We start from the raw sequence: 19,995 nt of genomic DNA, 5'->3' as shown, positions 1-19,995 counted from the left end.
ATTGGGGCAGCGATGTGGTCATGTTGCGCCAAGGCGCTCGCGCTTGCGATCATCGCAAGAACGAAGAAGAGTCATGGAACCAGGCAAAGAGCTGCGAGTTGCAAACTGTTTGTGCAAAAACCGTTGCGCGCGATAGGCGAACCGTGCCGCGTTTCACGCAGCGCTGGCGACGTTCGCCGGCGCTGCGAGGTGATCGAGCAACGCCTTCGCCGATTTCTTCCACGAATAGAATGCAAGGCGATCCTGTTGCCGCCGGCGTTCCTGGTCAGAGATCGCGCCGATTGCCAGTCTTTCGAGCATGAGCTGCTTCAGCGCCTCGAAATCCGTGGCGTCAAAATACGCAGCCGCGTCGCCGCACGTCTCCACGACGGCGTCGGCCCTCGAGGCGATGACCGGGCAGCCGAAGATCATGGCTTCGAGCGGCGGCACGCCGAACCCCTCGTAGAGCGAGGGAAACACGAAGGCCGATGCGTGCGCATAGAGCGCGGCAATCTCGCTGTCGGTCAGACGGCCGGCCAGCACCAGGCCGGAAGCCCCTTCGCCCGAATTATCCTGAAAGACCTTGCTGTTGTCGCCGCCGACGATGACCAGGGGAACGTCTGCCCGGTCGAGCAGCTGGATGGCGCGGATCGCGACGGACAGGTTCTTGTTCTTGGTTTTCGAGCCCACGAAGAGGAAGAACTTCTGCGGCTGAACGCCAAGTCGGGCCAGGATGCCGGGATCGGGCTGCGTGGCTGCAAAGTGCTCGGCGCTGTTGGGGAAGACGGGAATGCGCGATGCCGAGAGATTCAGCACGTCCGCAAGCTCCTTGCGGGAAAAACCCGACACCGTTGCGATGCTTGCGTGCCGCGCGAGCATCCGCCCCATCGTGCGATGGACGGTCAGATAGCGCCAGTTGAAGAAGTCGGGCCTGCGAAAGACCTGGGCGTCATGAATCACGACGATGTGGTCGCGATGGAGGACGGGCCCGGAATTGGCCAGGCTGATCAAGCGGCCTCCGGCGGCAGCGCGGGCGAGATCGATTTGATCCCACGCGTGCCCATGCAGCCGGCCGACAGCGCGAATCTTGATCCGGTCGAGATCAAGTTCCTCGCTTGCATCCGCGGGCTTCAACAATTGCCAGTCTGCGTTGCGCAGCGAGGCCGGAATCTGCTCCGACGCGAGCAGCACGTCGATCGCCTTGACCATTTCAGCGGCATAACGCTGCACGCCCGTGAGCTTTTGCGACAGAAAGCGGCCGTTGATGAAGAATTTCAATTGGGGACCACGATGGTTCATGGAGTTCCGGCCGGGTTCGCGGGGAGCTCGCGGTGGAGGAGCCGCACGTGAGCAATCGTTAGGTACAGAAATATGACGCAGCCGGGCATGGCTCGGAGGCGCGGCCTGCATGGCCCGGCGTCGCCTTGCTGCCTGCCAGGCCGGGGTGTAGAGGTCGGCCATGACCGATGACACCCACTCCTTCCGCTGCGGCTCGCTCACCGCGACCGTCAAGGCGCACGGCGCCGAGCTCTGCTCGCTGAAGGGCGGCGGCACCGAATTCCTTTGGCAGGCGGGGCCGGAATGGCCGCGTCACGCGCCGCTGCTGTTTCCGATCGTCGGGCGCCTTGCCAACGACGAATTGCGGCATCAGGGCAGGACGTATCGGATGACGCAGCACGGCTTCGCCCGCGACAGCCGCTTCGTGTGGGCAGAACGCGGCGAGAGCCGCTGCACCCTGGTGCTCGATGATAATGAGACGACGCGCGCGCTCTATCCGTTCCCGTTCCGGCTGACGGCGGCCTATGCGATCGATGAGTCCGGCCTCGATCTGACGCTCACGATCGCCAACACCGGCAAGGAGACGTTGCCGGCCTCGCTCGGCGGTCATCCCGCCTTCAATTGGCCGCTGCAGCTCGGCGCGGCGAAGGAGAGCCATGCGCTGACTTTCGCGAGCGCCGAACCGTCTCCGGTCCGCCGTCTCGAAGGTGGATTGCTGCGGCCGGCAGCGGAGCCGAGCCCGGTCAAAGGCACCTCGCTTCCCTTGTCGGACTCCCTGTTCGTCGACGACGCCATCATCTTCGACCGCATCGAGAGCACTTCGGTCCGCTATGCCGCGGCGGGAGGTGCATCGACCGGGCCATGGCTGAAAATGTCCTGGCGCGGATTTCGCGAGCTCGGCGTCTGGTCGAAACCGTCAGGCGCGCCGTTCCTCTGTATCGAGCCCTGGCGCGGCTACGCAAGTCCCGCCGGCTTCCATGGCGAGTTCGCCGACAAGCCGGGACTGATGCACATCGCGCCGGGCGCTGAGGAAGAATTATCCTACCGGATCGAGGTCGGATCGTCCTGACGCCGAACGGCTTCCGCACGCATGATTTGTTGCGGCGCGCGTGCTTCGATCTTCGATCATCCTCAGACCTCGATGCGCGTGAGATCCTCGCCGAGCATGACCGGTCCTGCATAGTCCCGCCTGACGTCATCAAGCAATGCGTTCAGCATGGCATCGTCGGTGCGCGGACGGTGATGGGTCAGCGCGAGCTTCTTGACGCCGGCTCTGGCCGCGATCTTCCCGACCGTGTCGCCGCAGGCGATCGTGTATTTCGCAAGCCGGCGCAAATGCTCGTTGTTGATCTCCGGCGTGGCGAGGAAGCAGCACTGCACCAGCAGGTCGGCTCCCTCGGCCAGCCGCTCGAGCCCGGGGCAGGGGACGGTGTCGCCGGAAATAGCAATGACCTTGCCTTCCGCTTCGAAGCGATAGCCGAGACAGATCCAGCGCGCCAGAAAGGCCGGCGGCATGTCGAGGCCATCGCCATGCGAGACCAGTTCGGCACTGATCTTCCAGCGACCGGTGTCGAGCACGGGGCCTGGAATGATGTCCGTTGCGGCGACCGGCTTCCAGCCGCCGAAGCTCGGCTCGCCCTGGTCCCGCCAGATGATGTCCTTGTCGTAGACCTGCGTGATGAGCGTGTTGACGAGCCGCTCAGTGTCCGGCGGCCCATAGATGCGCAACTCATCCTTGCGCCCGTGCATCCACGAATTCAACATCACATCGTAGAGATCGCCGATGTGGTCGAAATGGTGATGGGTGAGGAAGACCGTGTTGATGGCGCCGAGCGGCACGCCGGCCTTGTGAAGCTGCACCATGACGCCACGGCCGGCGTCGAACAGGATGTTCTCCTCGCCAAGCCTGATCAGCGTGGTCGTCGCCATGCGGCGCGGGTCCGGGCGCGGGCCGCCGGTGCCGAGCAGTATGACCTCCATGCGCCACCTCCGAGTGCAGGCTTTTGGAGGCACAGTAGATGCGAAGCTCACAGGGGAGCAAGCCGCAGAGCGCCGCCCGAAGTACGATCTGCTTTTCCGAAAATCGGGAGACTGCCGGCGCGACGGTGCGCAAAATGAGAATTGTGGGCCAATTCATACTTAATGTGCCAAGAGCATGACCAATATTGTTTGCGCATCACAACGCGCCTAGTATCGCGGCAGGCAATTTCGGGGGCTCGAACAGGCTGTGAATGCCCGTTCACATGACGGCGCGTTGCGCGGCGACTTGAATCTGCAGGTCGGGACGCAGGCACATGGGACCGCCAGGACGGCGGTAGCTTCCGCTCGTCCGCCCGGCCGCGAGCGGCTGATCGTCGTCGAGGACGATCCGGTGACGCGGACCATGCTGGTCGACTATTTCAGCGACAACAATTTCGACGTGGTCGGCGCCGGCACCTGCACGGAGTGCCGTCAGGCGCTGCGCGCGCGCACCGATCTCGTCTTCCTCGACGTGCAACTGCCTGACGGGGACGGCTTCGAGCTCGCCAAGGAGATCCAGGCCACCAGCAACGCGGGCATCATCTTCGTGACGCGGCGCGACACCGACGTCGACCGCATCCTCGGCCTCGAGGTCGCCGGCGACCATTACGTCACCAAGCCGATCAACCTGCGCGATCTGCTCGCGCGTGCGCGCAGCGTGCTGCGGCGTCGCTCGATCGACCGCAAGGCGGCGCGCAACCACAATTCGATCGCGTTCGGCGACTGGATCATCGACCTGACCCGGCGCGAATTGCTCGGCAACGACGGCAAGCCGGTGGCGCTGACGCGCGCCGAATTCGACCTGCTGGCGGCGCTCGTCGGCGCCGACGGCAGGCCGCTCAGCCGCGACTATCTGATCGAGGTGGTCAGCAACCGCCAGGCCGAAGTCGACATCCGCACCGTCGATGCGCTGGTGGCGCGGCTGCGCCGCAAGCTCGTCGGCAGCGGCACGCCCGTGATCGCGACCGTCACCGGCGTCGGCTACAAGCTCGCGCTCAGCGAGCGGCTGTAGCGCAAGATCCGGAAAAGCGTGCAGCGGTTTTCCGGCAAGATCATGCTCAGACAATAGCAACATCGCCGTCAGCGCGATGCGACGCGCTTCCAACGTGCTTCGATGCGCGCCTTGATCCGGCTGACCCTGGCCTCATGGGCCGCCCAATAGGCGCGGCTGGCGGCCGCGGTGCCTTGACGATAGCGGGCATAGACCGCCTTCGGCTGCACCGGCATCTTCGGGCGGCTCGCCGGTTTCACGGGCGCCGCAGCCGCAACCGCAACGGCAGCTGCAACCGTGGACGCCGGATCCGGAGCAGCCGCAGCTTCGCGCTCTCCCGGCATCGCGCTCATCGCGACAAGCCGGTTGCGGGCCCGGTTGCAATAGACCTGCGACCGCGCGCTCATCTCCACTTCGCCATGACCCGCCCGGTATTTCATCAGCGCGCGGCAGAGGTCCCCGCCCGAAAGCCGCCAGGCTTGGCTGAGATAGAGCACCCCGTAATGGATGTTGACGTCGGGTTCGGCCAGCTCCGCGCTGCTGCCGCGGAAGCCCAGCATCGCCGCGGTCTCGGGGCGCACCTGCATCAGGCCGATTTCGCCCGCGCTGCCGATGACCGCCGGGTTGTAGCCGCTTTCGACGAAGACGACCGCCTCGGCGATATCGGCCGGCAGATTGGTGCTCTTGGTTTCCCTCTCGATGATCTTCCGGATCGTGGTCCGCGACGACGGCGTTTCCCCGGCGCCGAGCTCGCTGCTGCCGTCAGCCGCATGTGCGCCGATCGGAGCCGACACGAGCAGGACGACCGCGACGTGCCTCCACGTCGCGCCGAGAATGAAGCGCGCCCAATCCCGCAGCATGGGCTTGTCATAGAGCGCCGGAGTTAACAAACCGGCCTCAGGCGTGTGTGCGTCACGGTCGCGCGCGGGCGCTCTGGTCGGTGGATCTGGCCTGCGACGGCTCCTCCAGCTGGTCATCGACCGCATAGAGCGTGCAGCTGGGCGACCATTTCATGCAGGCTGCCAGCGAGTCGCGCCGGGCCTCCTCAGTCGTCGCCCGTCCGGCGCGCCAGCCGTAGCCGCCGTTCGGCGACACCGCAAAGGCCTTGTGCGGCAGCAGGCTGGCGAGATAGCGCGCGAACTCGGCCCGCGCGGCCTCGTTGAGCTGGCGTGGCGGCGGCAGCGGATCGGGCAGGCTCAGGAGGTCATGGCCGAGCCCGCGCTCGCGCAGGAAGGCGTCGAGATACGGTGTCCATTGCGGCCGGCCCGCGACCGAATAGAGATAATGCCCGTCTTCGCCGTAAGCCGGCGCCGCGACGAACCTCGCATTGCCGCCGCCCGCGCGAAATCCGTCATGGAGCCGGCGCGCGAAGTCGGGACCGAAATAGGAATCGTTGCTGGCATAGACCCACAGCATGGGCACGTGCGAGGTCTTGCCGAAGGTGGCGAAGGCCTGCACCAGCCCATCCGGATTGCAGACATCGTCGTCGTTGCGCGAGCCGCGGCCGCCGGCAAAATTGATTGCGGCGACGAGGCCCGCCGGCGCCTGTGCGCTCAGCGCCACCGTTGCAAGGCCGCCTGCGGAATGGCCGGCCGCGATCATGCCCGATGTCGTCACGTCGCCCCGGTGCGCCATCGCATCGATCGCGGCGCGCAGATCGGCAACCGCGACGGCGGCCGCCGGCAGGTACGCGGCCTTTGCGCAACCGCCGACGCTGTCGACGCGCCCGCCCGGCGAGGTGCCGTAGCCGCGCCGCATCACCACCAGCGCCGCAAAGCCGCGCCGGGCGTATTCCAGCGCGATGCCATAATATTTGTGCGCCGACATGGTCGCGCGGTCCTCGAACTTGCGCGGCGAGCCATGGCTGAGCAGCGCCAGCGGATAGCGCTTGGTCCCGACTGGTCGGACCAGAAAGGCCTCCAGCCCCTGCGGTCCGGCCTCCGCCATCGGGATGCGCAGGTCCTCGGTGTAGAACTCCGCGGCGCGCGCCGGTGCACCGGCCAGGATGAGGCCGGCGATCAGCACGAGCAGCTTGCGCGATGGGATCATCAGACGATTCGAAAGGGCGGTGCTGCCGAGCATAGCACGAAGGCCGCTCATGGGGACTGCAGCGCCTCCAAGGAACGCCTTCCCTGTCGCGCGTGTTGTGCCCTTGGCGGGGGCTTGGCCGATGCTATGGTGTCCCGCACTCACGACAGGACGAGGGTATTCCAGTGGCTGATGTTCATCCCGCGGCGGGCAAGCAGGCCTCGCCGGACGCGCTCACCAATATTCCGCGGCTGGTGACGGCCTATTTCGCCGGCAAGCCGGATGCGTCCGATCCGGCACAGCGCGTGGCGTTCGGCACGTCGGGCCATCGCGGCACCTCGTTCAAGAACACCTTCAACGAAGGCCACATCCTCGCGACCACGCAGGCGATTTGTGATTACCGCAAGGAGAAGGGCCTGACCGGCCCGCTCTTCATCGGCATCGATACCCATGCGCTGGCCGAGCCGGCGTTGGTCAGCGCCATCGAGGTGTTCGCAGCCAACGGCGTCGAGGTCATGATCGACAAGGATGGCGGCTACACGCCGACGCCCGTCATCTCGCATGCGATCCTCACCTATAACAAGGGCCGCACCTCTGGTCTTGCTGACGGCGTCGTCATCACGCCGTCACACAATCCCCCCGAGGACGGCGGCTACAAGTACAATCCGCCTCATGGCGGCCCGGCCGATACGGACGTGACCGCTGCCGTCGAGAAGTGCGCCAACGCCTATCTCGCAGGCGAGCTCGAGGACGTGAAGCGCATCGACTATTCGAGGGCGCGCAAGGCCGCGAATGTCCACGCCTACGACTTCATCACGCCTTACGTCGCCGATCTCGGCAATGTCGTCGATCTCGACCTCGTCAAATCCGCCGGCGTCAAGATCGGCATCGATCCGCTCGGCGGCGCCGCCGTGCATTACTGGCATCCGATCATCGAGCGCTATGGCCTCAATGCCAATGTCGTGAACGAGGCGATCGACCCGACCTTCCGTTTCATGACGGTGGACTGGGACGGCAAGATCCGCATGGACTGCTCCTCGCCCTACGCGATGGCGAGCCTGATCGGCATGCGCGACCGCTTCGACGTCGCCTTTGCCAACGACACCGACGCCGACCGTCACGGCATCGTCACGCGCACCGGCGGGTTGATGAATCCGAACCATTACCTGGCGACCGCGATCTCCTACCTGTTCGCGCACCGTCCGGACTGGGGCAAGGATGCGGCGATCGGCAAGACCGTGGTGTCGAGCTCGATCATCGACCGCGTCGCCAAAAAGCTCGGCCGCAAGCTGGTGGAGACGCCGGTCGGCTTCAAATGGTTCGTCGACGGCCTCGTCACCGGCGGCTTCGGCTTCGGCGGCGAGGAGAGTGCAGGGGCCTCGTTCCTGCGCCGCGACGGCGCGGTGTGGACCACCGACAAGGACGGCGTCATCCTCGGCCTGCTCGCTGCCGAGATCATGGCCAAGACCGGCCGCGATCCCAGCCAGATCTTCAATGATCTCACCGCCGAATTCGGCATGCCGCATTACGCGCGCATCGACGTTGCCGCCACCGGGCCGCAGAAGAACATCCTGAAGTCCCTCACGCCGGAGCAGCTCGGCCTCAAGGACCTCGCTGGCGATCCGGTTCGTGCGACGCTGAGCAAGGCGCCCGGCAACAGCCAGCCCTTCGGCGGCATCAAGGTCGAAACCGATTTCGGCTGGTTCGCCGCGCGGCCGTCCGGCACCGAGGACGTCTACAAGATCTACGCCGAAAGCTTCCGCAGCCCCGAGCACCTGAAACGGATCCAGGAGGAAGCCCAGGCGGGCCTAGCCAAGGTGTTCGCGGCGTAAGAGAGGTCGCCGCTGTCTTACCCTCCCCAGGGGAGGGTAAGCGGAGCCGGAGCCGGACGCGGTCATTCCCCCGTTATGTATACAATCACGAGGATAAAGGTATTAAGGTAGAGCTTATTCCATCTTGAACAATTCCATCCCTCAGCTATTGTATACATAACGTATTCATAAGCCGTGGGAGTGAGACATGACAAAACCCTTCCCCATGAACGCCTGGTACGCCGCGGCGTGGGACGCCGACGTCAAGGCGGCGCTGCTGCCGCGGACCATCTGCGGCAAGCATGTCGTGATGTATCGCAAGGCCGACGGCACGGTGACCGCGCTGGAGGACGCCTGCTGGCATCGCCTGGTGCCGCTGTCCAAGGGCCGGCTCGAAGGCGACACCGTCGTCTGCGGCTATCATGGCCTGAAATACAACGCGCAGGGCCGCTGCACCTTCATGCCCTCGCAGGAGACCATCAACCCCTCGGCCTGCGTGCGCGCCTATCCCGTGGTCGAGCGTCACCGCTACGTCTGGCTCTGGATGGGCGATCCCGCACTCGCCGATCCCGCGCTCGTCCCCGACATGCACTGGAATCACGACCCGGCCTGGGCCGGCGACGGCAAGACCATCCACGTCAATTGCGACTACCGCCTCGTGCTCGACAATCTCATGGATCTCACCCACGAGACCTTCGTGCACGGCTCCTCCATCGGCAATGATGCCGTCGCCGAGGCGCCGTTCGACGTCACCCATGGCGAGAAGACGGTGACGGTGACGCGCTGGATGCGGGGCATCGAGCCGCCGCCGTTCTGGGCCAAGCAGCTCGGCAAGCCCGGCCTCGTCGACCGCTGGCAGATCATCCGCTTCGAGGCGCCGTGCACCATCGCGATCGACGTCGGCGTCGCGCCGACGGGCACCGGTGCGCCGGAAGGCGACCGCTCGCAGGGCGTCAACGGCTTCGTGCTCAACACCATCACGCCGGAGACCGAGAAGACCTGTCATTACTTCTGGTCCTTCGTCCGCAATTATCGGATCAGTGAGCAGCGCCTCACCACCGAGATCCGCGAGGGCGTCTCCGGCATCTTCCGCGAGGACGAGCTGATCCTCGAAGCGCAGCAGCGCGCGATGGACGAAAACCCCGATCGCATCTTCTACAACCTCAACATCGACGCCGGCGCGATGTGGTCGCGCAAGCTGATCGATCGGATGGTGGCGAAGGAAAACGCCCCAAAGCACCTTCAGGCCGCGGAGTAGAACATGGCCGAGCGTGAGGTCGACCGCTCCATCTCGCAGACCGTGAAGGCGCAGCTCGCGCTGCGCGACCAGATCCTGTCGGGCGCCTTGCGGCCGGGCGAGCGCATCTCCGAGCTGCAGGCGGTGGAGACCACAGGCGCCTCGCGCACGCCGGTGCGCATGGCGCTGGTGCGGCTGGAGGAGGAGGGGCTGTTGGAGGCGATCCCCTCCGGCGGCTTCATGGTGAAGGCGTTTTCCGAGCGCGACATCTCCGATTCCATCGAGCTGCGCGGCACGCTGGAAGGCCTGGCGGCGCGCTTTGCCGCCGAGCGCGGCGTCTCTGCGCGCGAGCTCGAGCCGCTGAAGGAGTGCCTTGCTGCGATCGACGAGCTGCTGCGGCAGGTCCCGATCTCGGTCGATGCTTTCTCGGCCTACGTCGCGCTGAATGCGCGCTTCCACGCCCAGCTCACGGAGCTGTCGCGCAGCCCGCCGCTGATCCGGCAGATCGACCGCGCCTCGGCGCTGCCGTTTGCCTCGCCGAGCGGCTTCGTGATGGCGCAATCGGCGTTGCCGGAGGCGCAGCAGATCCTGATCATCGCCCAGGAGCACCATCGCGTCGTGATCGACGCCATCGAGAACCGCGAAGGCGCGCGCGCCGAGGCCGTCATGCGCGAGCATGCCCGGCTGGCGGTGCGAAACCTGCGGCTCGCGCTGCGCAACCGCACCCATCTCGACCTCTTGCCGGCGCTCGCGCTGATCAAGACCGCAACCGATTGAGGGCAGTCACCATGCGCTTCATCGAGACCTGGACCCCGGCAACGCTCGTCGCCACCCGCGATCTCACCCCGAACGTCCGCGAATTCCTGATCAAGCCGGATCAGTTCGAGGCCGCGGCCTATCCGGTCGGCAGCCACATCAATGTCAGCGTCACCATCGACGGCCTGCCGGAGACGCGGTCCTATTCGCTGGTTGGCGAGGCCTCGTCGCACGGCCTCCGAATTGCTGTGCGCCGCGCGGAGGATTCCCGTGGCGGCTCCCGCTACATGTGGTCCTTGCAGCCGGGCGCGCGGCTCGACATCACCCAGCCCGCCTCGCTGCTCGCGGTGGACTGGACTCGCGAGAATTATTGCCTGATTGCCGGCGGCATCGGCATCACCCCGATCCTCGGCGCCGCGCAGGCGCTGGCGCGGCGCGGGGCGGATGTCACGCTGCATTATGCCGTACGCTCGCGCCGCGAGGCCGCCTATCTCGACGATCTCGCCGCGATGCTTGGCGATCGCCTTGTCGTTCATGCCAGCGAGGAAGGCAGCCGGCTCGATATGGACGCGCTGTTCGCCTCATTGCCGCAAGGCACGCTAGCGCTGTTCTGCGGCCCGATGCGCATGCTCGACGCCGCACGCCATGCCTGGATCGGCGCCGGCCATCCGCTCCCCGATCTTCGCTACGAGACGTTCGGCTCCAGCGGCACGCTGCCCACCGAAACGTTCAGGGTGCGCCTGAAAGACTCCGGTGTCGAGCTCGAGATCCCGCGCGAGCGCTCGATGCTCGACGTGCTCAATGCCAGCGGCTTTGAGGTGATATCCGATTGCAAGCGCGGCGAATGCGGCCTCTGTGCCATCGACGTGGTCAATGTCGACGGCGAGATCGACCATCGCGACGTCTTCTTCAGCGACCACGAGAAGAAGAGCAACCACAAGATCTGCACCTGCGTCTCCCGCGCCCGCGGCACGATCACGGTGGATACGTTGCTGCGCGCGGATGCGGTTTGAAGGAGGCCGGAGCGGGACTCTCCTAGGAGCAAGTAGACGGCGCCGCGGGCTCCACCTCTCCCGCTTGCGGGAGAGGTCGCGCCGAAGGCGCGGGTGAGGGTTCTCTCCTCTGGGGGAATCCCTGTAGCCCGGATGGAGCGGAGCGAAATCCGGGGCGGTGTTGCTCCGGCGCACACTCGTCCCGGATTGCGCTCCGCTCCATCCGGGCTACGAAGGACCAATCGGTAGAGCCCTACGCCGCGTAAATCGCCCGGTACTTCTTCGTCTCCAGCAGCGCCATCACCCCGTCCGCGGCCACCGGCCGGCTGATCAGATAGCCCTGCACCTCGTCGCAAGTGATCTGCCTGAGATATTCGAGCTGGTCGGCGCTCTCGACCCCCTCCGCCACGACGCCGATCCGCAAATCGCGCGCAAGCGAGATCACCGATTTCACGATGGCCGCGCAGTCCGGCTGCACCAGCATGTCGCGGATGAAGGACTGGTCGATCTTGATGCGGCTGAACGGCAGTTTGCGCAGGTAGGTCAGCGAGGAGAAGCCGGTGCCAAAATCGTCGAGCGCGAGGGTGACGCCGAGCTCCAGCAGCGCGTTCAGGACCGTCGCGGCCGGACCGTACTTCGCCAGCAGCATCGATTCCGTGATCTCGATCTCGAGCCGATGCGGGGCGATCCTGGCGTCGGCGAGCGCCTGCACGATGGTCTGGAGGATGGCCGTGTTGTGAAATTGCGCGGCCGAGAAATTCACGGCAACCCTGATGTCTTCGGGCCAGTCCGCCAGCGTCGCGCAGGCGCGGCGGATGACCCATTCGCCGATCTCGTGGATCAGCCCGGTCTCCTCGGCGACTGGTATGAATTCACTCGGCGGCACCAGCCCCCGCGAAGGATGCTGCCAGCGCAATAGCGCCTCGAAGCCGGTGATCCGGTTGGTGCCGAGATCGAGGAACGGCTGGAACACCAGGAACAGCTCGTTGCGCGCAATCGCGCCTGCGAGGTCCGCTTGCAGCGCCTTGCGCTCGCGGGAGGACCTGTCGTCGGCCTGTTCGAAGAAGCAGACCTTGCCCGGCCCCGCCTTCTTGGCGCGGTAGAGCGCGGCGTCGGCATTCTTCATGAGGTCGAGCGGTGTGTTGCCGTCGCGTGGCGCCAGCACGATGCCGACGCTCGTCGCGCCGACGATCTGGCGACCCTCGATCTGGAACGGCTCGCTGAAGGCCGCGACGAAGCGTTCGGCGATCTCGAGCGCATCCTCGGGCCGTGTCAGATTGGCCATCACCAGCGCGAACTCGTCGCCGCCGATCCGCGCGACGTGCTCGGCGGCGCGCGTGCAGCGTTGCAGGCGGCTGGCGACCTGGACCAGGAATTCGTCGCCGGCGGGATGGCCGAACTGGTCGTTGACCTCCTTGAAGCGGTCGAGATCGAGCAGGAGCACCGCGAATTCCTCGCCCGATAGCGCCAGCCGCTTGAGCGCGGCATCGAGCGTTTCGTTGAAGGCGACGCGGTTGGGCAGGTGGGTCAGGGGATCGAGCCGCACCGTGCGCTCGGCCTCGATCTGCCGCATCATGCGCCGGGCGAACGAGAACGAATTGACGAACACGCCGCGCAAAAGGACGCTGCCGTAGACCACGACGAGAAAGGCGATGAGGAGAAAGGCGAGATCGCCGTTCTGGCCGAGGCAGATGGCGATGCCGAGGAAGATCGGCGCCGTGAAGGCGATCGCCGCGATCGGAATGGTGGCGAAGGCGAGCGCGCCGCCGGCCAGCATGCCCGCGCACAGGCAGGTAATGACGAGCTGGCCGCCGCTGGAAGCGTCGGCGAAGAAGGCGACCGGGACGATGCCCCAGGCGGCGCCGAGGATGAAGGCGTTGCGCACCAGCCGGTACATCGCGCGACGCGAGACGAATTGCGGCTTGGTGATGCGGCGCGCGACGTGGGATTGCAGGCCAAATCCGATCGCGGCGGCGGCGACAGCCGCCGCCCAGATCAGGGCGGGCATCCTGTCCGGCGACTGCCACAGCGCGATGGCGAGCACGATGGCGTTGCAGGCATTGGCCAGCATGATGCCGACCGAATAGCCGAGCACCAGCGACATCTGCTCGGCGCGGATATGCCCGGCCACGGCCTCGTCCGTTGCGGGGCCGCCAAAGGCCGACAGATCGCCGGCGAACAGCCGGGCGACATAGCTGGTCGTTTGAGTCCGCATTCAATAGCCTAGCAGCACGGGCCGTTCTTTTCGGCTCGATCCGGAGAATTCGCCGTAAACCTTTGACGAACTATGAATTATCCCCGCTTGCCGCGCCGGCCGCGACCACTACTGCGTGCTCTTCACGCAGTATCGATAACAAATCGATACAAATGCCCGACAGGCCGGACATCAAACGGGGCGGGGGCGCGGTCTCAGCTGGGTGATGGCGACCCCGGAGATCGCGAGCAGTCCGCCGACGATCAGCTTGGGCGTAAGCCGGTCGCCGAGAAACAGTACGCTCGAAAGCAAGGCAAACACCGGAAGTAGCAGACCGAAGGGCGCGACGCGCACCATCGAGCAACGGGCGATCAGCCAGAACCAGAGGCCAAACCCGACAATTCCCCCGGCGAAGATCGTGTAGGCGAGCGCCAGCCAGCCAAGTTCGCCCGCCGTCACAAGGCTCGCCGCTTGTCCATGTTCAAGGAGCAGCGACATCAACATGACCTGCGGTACCGTGAGCAGCGAGGACCACCCCATCAACATCAAGGGATCGAAGGGGCCATAACGCTTCGTCAAGACGTTGGACACCGCGAAGGCGAAAGCTGCTCCGACTACAAGCAGCAGCGGAAGCGGGTTGGCGGACTGGTCAGGCTCCGCTGCCAACACGGTCACGCCGACGAAAGCAAGCATCACTCCGGCGCAGGTGGCGAGTGACGGTCTCTCCGCGAGCAGCGGCCATGCGAGCAGGACGGTGAAGGGCGTGGCGAGTTGGTATGCGACGGCCGACATGCTTCCCGAGCCGAGCCCAAGGCCAACGTAGAACAGCCCGAAATTCAGTCCACCAAGGAAGAGCGAAATGGCTGCGACAGGGCCGAGCTGTTGACGCGTGGGCCTGTCCACGAACGGAACAAGCAGCAGCGCAATGGCCAGAAAGCGCAGTGCGAGGAAGAAGAGCGGTGGAAACTCCGCAACGCCCACTTTGATGGCCACGAACTGATAACCCCAGATCAGGGGAACGGCGATCGCGCAGACGATCTGGATGGCAGACATGGCGGATGTCCTTTTTAAAGACCGATCAGTCCAAATATGGGCCCACCATCAGCGGAGGCGTCACGGGGTTGCTTACCTGACGAAACGACCGATGAGAGCGTCGACGGCCGCTTGCGATGTGGTCCGTGCCGGTGCCGTCTTGCCGACCACGCGCAGGCCTTCAACGAAACAGACGAGAACCCGGGCGGCCGTTGCGGGCTCAACACCATCGGCCAACCTGCCCGCCGCTTTCGCGCGGGACAGTGCATCGGTCACTTTGGCCTCCATCGCCTTGAAGAAGCCCGCAACGCGTCGACCGACGTCGGCATCCCCGCCAGCCAATTCCATGGCCGTGGCCACCAGGAGGCATCCACGCCGACCGTTGCTCCCGCTGGTGCGCTCGACGTAACCGGCGAGGTAGGCCTGCAGACCCTCGACCGGATCGTGTCGGGGGTCGAATTCGACATCCATCCGCGCCAAGGCATCCGCAATGTAACGATCGAGCGCCCGCAAGAACAGCGAATGCTTGTCACCGAAAGCGGCGTAGAGGCTGCCCCGCGACAGCCTGGTCGCGCGCAGGAGATCGGGCAGCGCCGTGGCGTGATAGCCGCGCGACCAGAACACATCCATCGCGCGTTCGACGGCGGCGTCCACGTCGAAACTTCGCGGCCGGCCACGGGGCATCGGCGTTGCAGTATTTTGCCTCATGCCGATATATAGACCGATCAGTCATTAAATGACAAGCCCAAGCTCCGGGGATCATCAGCCTCCTATCCGGACCTCAACACCGGAATCTGCGCTGATGTTTTCTTCTCGTCAGCGGATCGAGACGCCCCCTCGATCGCGTGATACGTTTCGTGGACCGGCAGGTCACCGTGCGCCGCGTCGGCACCGGATGCGTTCGAAATTCCGAGGGCCTGTCCATGAGCGAGCCTTCAGCCGATGTGTCGGCAACGGTCGAATACACGATGGACAAATGGCGGATGGACCGGGTCCCCTGGGCCCTGTGGGCTTGCGTCGCCGGCCTTGCGATCGCGGTTCACGCCGAGAGCCGTGGCCAGAATGGAGCCGTTTTGGCCCTCGTCTATCTGGCTCTGCTGGCTCTGGCGTTCGCAGGCTATGCACTGACGAGCCTGATCGGGCGGTCCGGCCTGCCATTGCTTCTCGAATTATTTATCGGCCTCCTGGTCCTGATCATCGTCTCTGCCCTCATCGGTGGGATCAGCCTGATGGTCAGCGGGTCGACCGGCGGCTCCAGCTATGTCGGCACGATGCGCAGTCACTATTGGACTCATCTCGTGAACCCATCGCTGAACGTTTTCGGCTGGATGTTGCTCTATCTGGGTTTCGGATGGATCGCGTTTTCAGCTTACCGGCACTTCTACGCGGATCGGGCGGTCGTCTCCATGTCTTCCGCGGGCATCCACTTTCACAGGCCATGGCTCAAGGGTCTCTTCATTCCCTGGCAGGAGGTGCGCGGGGTGGGCCATCTGGTCGTTCCCGGCATCTCGGGGGTGCCGTATGTCAGTCCATACGCTGCGGCCGTCACGGTCGGTCAAAACTTCTATGAGCAGCATATCGCCCCGAAGCTGGGCTTCCTCGCGCCACCCGGGGCCGAGGCCATGTTCCAGCCGAAAGGCGAAACGATGCAGGTGGTGCTGAGCAGCGCCGACATGGCGGTCAAGCCGGAAGATTTTCTCAGGCCTGCCGAGGCGCGGTGGAAGACATTTCGGGATCAACCGGCATCGCCGCCCCAACGCGGCGGCACCGTCTTCTACGGACGCTGGTCGATCGATGGCTCTCGGTGGCAGGCCGTTCAGTTTCTTGCGCCTCTCGTCGGTCTGGCCGTGGTCATGCTGTACCGATAGGGTAATCCCGCTCAGCGTCCGAGCTGCTTCGGATCGTAGAAGAAGCGCTCCTCGATGATCTCATTGCCTCGCCAGGTCTGCCACGCGATCTCCTCCAGCGTCCGCGTCGCGCCCTCGGCGTCGGTGAAGGAGAACTTCCAGCGGCTGGCGACGACGTCGCCATCGATCAGGCTCGGGCCGAGGCGCACGGCAGTGACCTCCTTGAACGCGGCCAGCACGCCGCGCTCCTTATCCGCGAGCTTGTCGCGCCCGACCACCGGCGCGGCGAGATTCTCATAGGTCGCGGTATCAGCGGTGTAGTAGTCGAGGATCGCGCCGACGAAGTCGCCATCCTCCAGCCGCTTCGCAAAGGCTTCGACGATCTCACGGCTCGGCATGGCGACCTCACAATTTAAAACCGACTGATAGTCGGTAATTACCGACCGATAGTCGAAAAGTCAACTGGCCGGCTCTCGCGAATTCGACTAGACGAGAGCTTATGGCCAAACAGGCGGAGCGGCGGGCGGCGACATCGGAGGCGATCCTGACGGCGGCGCGGCGCCTGTTCGGGACGCAAGGCTTTGCCGCGACCACTATGGACGACATTGCCGAAGGCGCTTCGGTGGCCAAAGGCGCGGTCTATCATCACTTCAAGACCAAGGAGGCGGTGTTTGAGGCTGTGTTCGACCAGGTGTCGCGCGACCTCGTTGCCGAGATCGACCGCACGGCACGCGCCGAGAAGGACGTGCTCGCCGCCATGGTCGCCGGCACCCAGCATTACTTTGCCGCGACCGCGAAGGGGCCGACCGGCCAGATCATTCTGCGTGACGGCCCCGCCGTGCTCGGCTGGGAGCGCTGGCGCGAGATCGACGCGCAGCACTTTGGCGGCAAGATGCCGCGTGCGCTCTCCGCCGCGATGGAGGCCGGCCTGATCGCGCGGCAGCCGGTCGAGCCGCTGGCGCGGCTGCTGCTCGGCGCGGTGACGGAGGCCGCGGTCGCCTGCGCCGGCCGCGCCGATATCGCCAAGGCCGGCGCGGAATATGCCCGTGCGTTCAAGTCGCTGGTCGAGGCGCTGCGCGTCAAGGCCTGAGTGTGCTACTCACAAACTCGAAACGCCCGCTCTAACAAGAAGAACAGTAGCGCATGAACGCAACTTCCTCTCTCGCACCCACCGATCCCGAATTCGACTACATCATCGTCGGCGCCGGCTCCGCCGGCTGCGTGCTCGCCAACAGGCTCTCGGCGAACGGCAAGCACAGCGTGCTTCTACTCGAGGCCGGCCCGAAGGATTCCAACATCTGGATCCACGTCCCGCTCGGCTACGGCAAGCTGTTCAAGGAGAAGAGCGTCAACTGGATGTACCAGACCGAGCCGGAGCCGGAGCTGAAGGGTCGCCAGGTGTTCCAGCCGCGCGGCAAGACGCTGGGCGGATCGAGCTCGATCAACGGCCTGCTCTATGTCCGCGGCCAGCACGAGGACTACGACCGCTGGCGCCAGCTCGGCAACACCGGCTGGGGCTATGACGACGTGCTGCCCTATTTCAAGAAGGCCGAGAACCAGTCGCGCGGCGCCGACCAGTATCACGGCACGGGCGGGCCGCTGCCGGTGTCCAACATGATCGTGACCGATCCGCTGTCGAAGGCCTTCATCGACGCTGCCGTCGAGAGCGGTCTGCCCTACAATCCTGATTTCAACGGCGCGACCCAAGAAGGGGTCGGCCTGTTTCAGACCACGACGCGCAACGGCCGGCGCGCCTCGACGTCGGTGGCCTATCTCGGGCCCGCGAAGGCGCGCAGCAATCTGAAGATCGAGACCTCCGCCCACGCTCAGCGCATCCTGTTCGAAGGGCGCCGAGCCGCAGGCGTCGAATACCGGCAAGGCGCCACCTTGCGCCGCGCCCGCGCGCGGCGGGAAGTCGTCGTGTCGAGCGGCGCCTACAACTCGCCGCAGCTGCTTCAGCTCTCCGGCGTCGGGCCCGGCGATCTCCTGCGCAAGCATGGCATCGAGGTGGTGCTCGATGCTGCCGGCGTGGGGCATGATCTGCAGGATCACATGCAGGTCCGCATCGTCATGCGCTGCTCGCAGAAGATCACGCTCAACGACACCATCAATCATCCGCTTCGCCGCACCATGGCCGGCGCACGCTATGCGCTGTTTCGCAAGGGATGGCTGACGATCGCAGCCGGCACGGCGGGCGCCTTCTTCAAGACCAGTCCGCGCCTCGCCTCGCCCGACATCCAGGTTCATTTCCTGCCGTTCTCGACCGACAAGATGGGCGAGAAGCTGCACGATTTCTCCGGCTTCACCGCTTCGGTTTGCCAGCTCCGTCCTGAAAGTCGCGGTTCCCTCCGCATCAAGAGTGCCGACCCGGCCGTGCCGCCGGAAATCCGCATCAACTACATGTCGACCGAGACCGATCGCACCACCAACGTCGAGGGCATCAAGATCTTGCGCAAGATCCTGAACGCTCCGGCGCTGAAACCGTTCGTGGTCAGCGAGTACGACCCCGGCGCGAAAGTATCTTCGGATGCCGAGATCCTGGATTACTGCCGCGAACGCGGCAGCACCATCTATCATCCGACCTCGACCTGTCGTATGGGCAATGACGCGCTCGCGGTGGTCGATCAGCGGCTGAAGGTGAGGGGACTCGAAGCCTTGCGTGTCGTCGACGGCTCGGTCATGCCCGATCTGGTGTCAGGGAACACCAATGCGCCGATCATCATGATCGCCGAAAAGGCCTCCGACATGATATTGGAGGATGCGCGTTAGTTTCGCGCTTTGAAAGGATTTGGACTTGGCTACGCGACTGAAGATCGGCACACGCAAGAGCGCCATGGCGCTGGCACAGACGGAAGAGATTGCGCGCCGCCTGACCGCCGCGGTGCCCGGTCTCGACGTCGAGATCGTCAAATTCGATACCACGGGCGATCTCGACCAGACCAGCAAGCTGCTGCCGCATGGCGGCAAAGGCGGCGCCTTCGTGGCGCAGATCCGTGCCGCCGTGCTGTCGGGTGAGCTCCAGGCGGCGATGCATTCGTTAAAGGACATGCCTGGTAACGAGGACACGCCCGGCCTCGTCATCGGTGCCACGCTGTCGCGCGATCCGCCTGGTGATGCGCTGGTGCTGCGCGAGGGTGTGACGCTGGAGGCGCTGCGGCAGTCCCGCGGCAAGGGTTTCAAGATCGGCACCAACGCGGTGCGCCGTGCAGCCTATGCGCGGCGGCTGTTCCCTGATGTCGAGGTGATTCACTTCCGCGGCGCCGCCGACACGCGTGTGCGCAAGCTCGACAATGGCGAGAAACAGCGCCTGCCGGATGGCGGCGCTGTGGGGCCCGCGGATGCGCTGATCATGGCGCGCTCGGGCCTCGATCGCGTCGGCCTGTCCCATCGCATCGCCTACGAATTCACAGCAGTGGAGATGTTGCCCGCGGCAGGGCAGGGCATCGTCGCGGTCGAATGCGCCGCGCAGGATTGGCAGACGCGACAGATCCTGTCGTCGATCGACGACGCCGCTGCGCACGCCTCCGCCGACGCCGAGCGCGAGGTGCTGTGGGTGCTCAACGGCCACTGCAATTCACCGGTAGCGGGCTTCTCGACCATCACGGGCGATCGGATGTCGCTCACCGCCTCGGTGCTCGATCTCTCCGGCAACACCATCATCGAAGCCTCGCATACGGGGCCGGCCAACCGTCCGCGCGAGCTCGGCCGCGCGGTGGGATTGGACCTGCTGACGAAGGGTGCGGCGGAGATCATCGAGCGCAGCCGGCCGCGGTAAGCATGCCGAAATCACGATCTCTGATGATGTCATTTTGCACCTGTTTTGCCCGACAA

General features: G+C 65.3%; 18 protein-coding genes. 10 read left to right on the top strand and 8 right to left on the bottom strand.

The features are described 5' to 3' along the window. Positions 1-153 precede the first annotated feature (153 nt). Positions 154-1,257 carry a glycosyltransferase family 1 protein gene (locus I6F21_RS00165; RefSeq protein ID WP_225139448.1) on the bottom strand — a complete coding sequence of 368 codons (1,104 nt, stop codon included), beginning with the start codon at positions 1,255-1,257 and terminating at the stop codon, positions 154-156. 181 nt (positions 1,258-1,438) lie between these two features. Between I6F21_RS00165 and I6F21_RS00160 the strand changes: the two genes are divergently transcribed. Continuing rightward, the gene (locus tag I6F21_RS00160; RefSeq protein WP_225128131.1) at positions 1,439-2,326 is read left to right on the top strand and encodes an aldose 1-epimerase family protein; all 888 of its coding nucleotides are present in this window, start codon (positions 1,439-1,441) and stop codon (positions 2,324-2,326) included. A gap of 62 nt (positions 2,327-2,388) precedes the next feature. On the opposite strand, the gene I6F21_RS00155 is transcribed toward I6F21_RS00160, so the two are convergent. Further along, a complete protein-coding gene (locus tag I6F21_RS00155) occupies positions 2,389-3,237 on the bottom strand; it encodes an MBL fold metallo-hydrolase (protein ID WP_225138977.1) in 849 nt (282 codons plus the stop codon). A 247-nt stretch (positions 3,238-3,484) separates the two neighbouring features. On the opposite strand from I6F21_RS00155, the gene I6F21_RS00150 reads away from it, so the two are divergent. After that, positions 3,485-4,288: a response regulator transcription factor gene (locus I6F21_RS00150; RefSeq protein ID WP_036024738.1), complete on the top strand. Its 804-nt coding sequence runs from the start codon at positions 3,485-3,487 to the stop codon at positions 4,286-4,288. A gap of 68 nt (positions 4,289-4,356) precedes the next feature. On the opposite strand, the gene I6F21_RS00145 is transcribed toward I6F21_RS00150, so the two are convergent. Both I6F21_RS00145 and I6F21_RS00140 read right to left on the bottom strand, forming a co-directional pair. Further along, positions 4,357-5,127 (bottom strand): transglycosylase SLT domain-containing protein, encoded by a 771-nt coding sequence (locus tag I6F21_RS00145; protein WP_074448115.1) that lies wholly within the window; start codon positions 5,125-5,127, stop codon positions 4,357-4,359. Between the two features lie 52 nt (positions 5,128-5,179). Further along, positions 5,180-6,316 carry a CocE/NonD family hydrolase gene (locus I6F21_RS00140; protein ID WP_225138976.1) on the bottom strand — a complete coding sequence of 379 codons (1,137 nt, stop codon included), beginning with the start codon at positions 6,314-6,316 and terminating at the stop codon, positions 5,180-5,182. 164 nt (positions 6,317-6,480) lie between these two features. Between I6F21_RS00140 and pgm the strand changes: the two genes are divergently transcribed. The 4 genes from pgm to I6F21_RS00120 all read left to right on the top strand — a co-directional run bounded on the left by pgm (position 6,481) and on the right by I6F21_RS00120 (position 11,112). After that, complete coding sequence (gene pgm, locus I6F21_RS00135; RefSeq protein WP_225138975.1) at positions 6,481-8,127, top strand: phosphoglucomutase (alpha-D-glucose-1,6-bisphosphate-dependent); 1,647 nt, start codon at positions 6,481-6,483, stop codon at positions 8,125-8,127. Between the two features lie 187 nt (positions 8,128-8,314). Then, positions 8,315-9,364: an aromatic ring-hydroxylating dioxygenase subunit alpha gene (locus I6F21_RS00130; protein ID WP_036013919.1), complete on the top strand. Its 1,050-nt coding sequence runs from the start codon at positions 8,315-8,317 to the stop codon at positions 9,362-9,364. A gap of 3 nt (positions 9,365-9,367) precedes the next feature. Next, positions 9,368-10,120 (top strand): GntR family transcriptional regulator, encoded by a 753-nt coding sequence (locus tag I6F21_RS00125; RefSeq protein ID WP_225138974.1) that lies wholly within the window; start codon positions 9,368-9,370, stop codon positions 10,118-10,120. An 11-nt stretch (positions 10,121-10,131) separates the two neighbouring features. Beyond that, the gene (locus tag I6F21_RS00120; protein ID WP_225138973.1) at positions 10,132-11,112 is read left to right on the top strand and encodes a PDR/VanB family oxidoreductase; all 981 of its coding nucleotides are present in this window, start codon (positions 10,132-10,134) and stop codon (positions 11,110-11,112) included. Positions 11,113-11,344: 232 nt separating this feature from the next. Here I6F21_RS00120 and I6F21_RS00115 read toward each other — a convergent pair whose 3' ends face one another. The 3 genes from I6F21_RS00115 to I6F21_RS00105 form a co-directional block, all read right to left on the bottom strand. Then, entirely contained in the window at positions 11,345-13,306 is a 1,962-nt protein-coding gene (locus tag I6F21_RS00115) for an EAL domain-containing protein (protein ID WP_225138972.1), read from the bottom strand. A gap of 171 nt (positions 13,307-13,477) precedes the next feature. Further along, positions 13,478-14,338 (bottom strand): EamA family transporter, encoded by an 861-nt coding sequence (locus I6F21_RS00110; RefSeq protein ID WP_225138971.1) that lies wholly within the window; start codon positions 14,336-14,338, stop codon positions 13,478-13,480. A gap of 72 nt (positions 14,339-14,410) precedes the next feature. Then, on the bottom strand, positions 14,411-15,025 hold the full coding sequence (locus I6F21_RS00105) for a TetR/AcrR family transcriptional regulator (protein WP_057026221.1): 615 nt from the start codon (positions 15,023-15,025) through the stop codon (positions 14,411-14,413). Positions 15,026-15,174: 149 nt separating this feature from the next. On the opposite strand from I6F21_RS00105, the gene I6F21_RS00100 reads away from it, so the two are divergent. Next, the gene (locus tag I6F21_RS00100) at positions 15,175-16,185 is read left to right on the top strand and encodes a hypothetical protein (protein ID WP_225112432.1); all 1,011 of its coding nucleotides are present in this window, start codon (positions 15,175-15,177) and stop codon (positions 16,183-16,185) included. 11 nt (positions 16,186-16,196) lie between these two features. Here I6F21_RS00100 and I6F21_RS00095 read toward each other — a convergent pair whose 3' ends face one another. After that, positions 16,197-16,562 carry a nuclear transport factor 2 family protein gene (locus I6F21_RS00095; protein WP_036013913.1) on the bottom strand — a complete coding sequence of 122 codons (366 nt, stop codon included), beginning with the start codon at positions 16,560-16,562 and terminating at the stop codon, positions 16,197-16,199. Positions 16,563-16,663: 101 nt separating this feature from the next. Between I6F21_RS00095 and I6F21_RS00090 the strand changes: the two genes are divergently transcribed. The 3 genes from I6F21_RS00090 to hemC are packed head-to-tail and all read left to right on the top strand — an operon-like array spanning position 16,664 to position 19,939. Then, a complete protein-coding gene (locus I6F21_RS00090) occupies positions 16,664-17,254 on the top strand; it encodes a TetR/AcrR family transcriptional regulator (protein ID WP_036024750.1) in 591 nt (196 codons plus the stop codon). 53 nt (positions 17,255-17,307) lie between these two features. Further along, positions 17,308-18,933, top strand: a complete 1,626-nt coding sequence (locus I6F21_RS00085) for a choline dehydrogenase (protein ID WP_036035330.1) — start codon at positions 17,308-17,310, stop codon at positions 18,931-18,933. Positions 18,934-18,958: 25 nt separating this feature from the next. Beyond that, positions 18,959-19,939: a hydroxymethylbilane synthase gene (gene hemC, locus I6F21_RS00080; protein WP_225112434.1), complete on the top strand. Its 981-nt coding sequence runs from the start codon at positions 18,959-18,961 to the stop codon at positions 19,937-19,939. Positions 19,940-19,995: the final 56 nt, after the last annotated feature.

This window comes from Bradyrhizobium sp. NBAIM03 (assembly GCF_020194055.1).
In the GTDB taxonomy this organism is placed as follows: domain Bacteria; phylum Pseudomonadota; class Alphaproteobacteria; order Rhizobiales; family Xanthobacteraceae; genus Bradyrhizobium; species Bradyrhizobium yuanmingense.
Note: the sequence above shows the minus strand (reverse complement) of the source record. Positions and strands in the feature narration are given on the sequence as shown.